1 protein-coding gene and 1 pseudogene are annotated in these 3099 nt (G+C 65.3%); one reads left to right on the forward strand and one right to left on the reverse strand.

All coding sequences use genetic code 11. From position 1 onward, the window contains the following. The first annotated feature begins 465 nt into the window (after positions 1-465). The gene (locus tag ACFWW8_RS38380; RefSeq protein ID WP_386537535.1) at positions 466-651 is read left to right on the forward strand and encodes a hypothetical protein; all 186 of its coding nucleotides are present in this window, start codon (positions 466-468) and stop codon (positions 649-651) included. Positions 652-1432: 781 nt separating this feature from the next. On the opposite strand, the pseudogene ACFWW8_RS38385 reads toward ACFWW8_RS38380, so the two are convergent. Beyond that, positions 1433-2634, reverse strand: a pseudogene (locus ACFWW8_RS38385) (IS110 family transposase). Positions 2635-3099: the final 465 nt, after the last annotated feature.

Consider the following 3099-nt stretch of genomic DNA (forward strand, 5'->3'; position numbering starts at 1 on the left):
GTAGCTCGTCAGTAGCCCTCAACAACCCGAGATACACCGCTCGTTTGACAGACCCGGACTTGAGATCTGACCATCACCTGCCTCAGCATGAGGTCTGCAGAAGGGCCCCTGTCAGCGGAGACGGACGCACCGTGGAGCCACACTCGTTTGATCCGCAGGGTGTTGAAGTGATTCAAACAGATGCCGAGTGGGCCGGGGGAAGACCCCGGCCCACGACTCCGACGCACTCGGAGTCCACCGCGCCCCACTCGTTGAGCATGGTGGTAGGCATGGCCGCGAGTATTGAGGGAACCCCACGTTCCCGCAACACACGTTTACCGGCCCTACGAATGGAAATAGTGATGCATGCAGTCCGGGGTGGCATGAGTAGCCACTACTCAAATCACCAGTTCGTCAGGTGCCGACCTGCCGGACATTCTGAAGTGCGCGGAGTTACACACCGGGTGCACGGGCGAATCCGCCTCGGTGGCCACCTGCGAGAACCTGTCCAAGAACGTCCTGCGGCGCCGACTGTTGTCGGCGCTGTCCGGCCTGGGCACCAATACGGGCATCAAGCGGGTCGTGGTGACCGGCAAGCACGGCGAGAGCCAGGCCACACTGCGGCAGGTGCGACACCTGTTCGTGAACCGGGCAACATGCGAACGACGCTGATGAAGCTGCTGAACGACCTTCACCGCATGCAACGAGACGTGGTGTCGCACCTGCACGGCGTGCGCCTCCGACAGCCGCAAGTTCGGCTCGTGGGCTGTCGTTGACGGTCGGCCGTCGGTGACTGTTGACGATGGCAAGGATCTGTGAACCTGTCTCGGTGACGGCATCGCAGACCCCCTAACCTGCGTCAAGGGTCAAGCGGCCATCGCTTCCACTGGGGCTCTCAAGTGCTGGGGCTGACGGTGGCTGCATCCAACCGGCTGCCAGGGGGGGACGAACTCCTGCCCATCTTCGAAGCCGAACTGCAGGGTCGTTGACACAGACCTCGCCGACGAGGTCCTTGGCCGGCTGGAGGACCAGGAACGGATCGCGGCGGTGCGCCAGGCGATGGACCGCACGCCGCGGAAGGACCACGAGGTGCTGGCCCTGTGCGGGTGGGCCCAGCTGGACTACGCCTCGGCGGCCGAAGCTTTGGGGGTGGCGTTGGCGCGGTGCGCTGACGCCTCTCGCGGGCTCATCGCCGCTTGGACAAACTCGGAGAATCTCCGGGAAAATGGGGAACCGGCAGCCACATCCTGGCAGCAGGGTGCTGATGGCTTTGGTGATTGACGTGAGTCTGGTGGGGTGACATCGGGCTTTGCGTAGGATGCGCCTGGCCTTGATCGACGGGATCGCTCGCTCGACTGGCCAGGCAGACGGGAGTGGGCTCGGCTAGCGCACTTCTGTCTCGGTGAGAAGTCCTTTTCCGGTTTTCTCCGGGGGGGTGCCCCTATGGGTTTGGTCAAGGTGATGGGGCGGGTTGTGGGTCGTAGAAGGTGCCGTCTCGGAGCATGGCGAAGAGGACGTCGGCTCGTCGTCTCGCGAGGCAGAGAAGGGCTTGGGTGTGGTGTTTGCCCTGGTTGATCTTCTTGTCGTAATAGGCCCGGGAGACCGGGTCGGCGAGGGCGGCGAACGCGGAGAGGAAGAAGGCCCGTTTGAGCTGCTTGTTTCCGCGTCGGGAGGGTTGCTCACCGCGGATCGACGAACCGGAACTGCGGGTCGTTGGGGTGAGGCCGGCGTAGGCGGCGAGGTGGGCGGCGGACGGGAAGTTGGATCCGTCGCCGACGTCGATGAGGATGCGGGCTCCGGTCCTGACGCCGATACCCGGCATGGACGTCAGGACCTTCGAAAGAGGGTGGTCCTCCAGGAGTTCTTCGATTCGGGCGGCGAGGAGTTTTCGCTGGTCAAGCACTGCCTGGAGCGAACCGGCGAGGCTGGGAACGATCAATGCGGCCGCGTCGGTGCCCGGGACGACGACGGTCTGTTCGTCCAGAGCCGTGAAGATGTCCTCGACGAGGCGCTCGGCCATCCGCGGCGCCTTCGGGCGTATCAAGGCCACGAGCCGGTGCCTTCCGGCTTTGCGGATTTCCGCCGGGGAGCCGGACTGGTCGAGGAGCTTGAGCACGGCCGGATGCTGCACTCGCGGGCCGAGGACCCGTTCCAGCGACGGATGGATCTGCGTGAGCAGGCCCCGCAGGCGGTTGCTGATCCGGGTCGCCTCACCGGCGAGGTCGTCGTCGAAGCCGACGATCATCTCCAGCTCGGCGATGGTCTCTTCCTCGAGATCGACCGAGCGGAGCGTGTGAGGGATGACGCGGGCCGCGTCCGCGATGACGAACGCGTCGCGGGCGTCGGTCTTGGCCTCGCCGGGATAGAGATCGGCGATCCTCGCATCGTCAGTCCGGGCAGGTAGGCGACTGGGCAGCCCATGTCCCGGGCCACCGCCAGCGGCAGAGCACCGATCGAGGCCGGCTGGTCGACCACGACGAGCACCGTTCCGTGCTTGGCCTGCAGTTTCCCGAAGACCTCGCGGAGCTTGGGCTCGCTGTTGGGCAGCCGTTTGTCGAAGGCCTTCTTCCCGGCCGGGGTGACGGCGGTGGCGTGGTGTTCGCCCTTGCCGACGTCCAGGCCGAGGAAGGCGCCGATGCCGCTGATGTCGATCACGCGCTTCCTCCGGTCGTCCTCTTCGCCCGGCCGTCCCACGGCACCGATCGCCACATCCACATTACGAAGAGCCTCCCGACCTGCGGAAAGGCCGGTGGTCATGCCCCTGACTTGTTGAATCGACCCCAGACGCCCGGTCTGCAGCCGTAGCGTCCAGGGTGCCGGACGGCACTGGCTCGCATAGCCTCATGCCGCCCCCGGGCTGGCTCATGATTAGCGTGCCGCCGCCGTCCGGCACCCGCGCGGTGTGGCTCGACAGAGGCATGAATGTGTGTGACCGCTAATCAGCGGTCTGTCGATGCCTCCGGAGCCGGTGACACCACCCCCCAAGACATGCGATCGACAGGGGGAGAAAGTCATGCCAACTCCGGAGGCCGGGCGCCCCATTGCGAGGCAACCAAAACGGTAATGGGGTGCCTCTATGTCCTTCGTCAAGGACGTGGTGCCTGGTATGGGACTGTTTGG

Source organism: Streptomyces sp. NPDC058701, from assembly GCF_042715295.1.
Classification (GTDB): Bacteria; Actinomycetota; Actinomycetes; order Streptomycetales; family Streptomycetaceae; genus Streptomyces.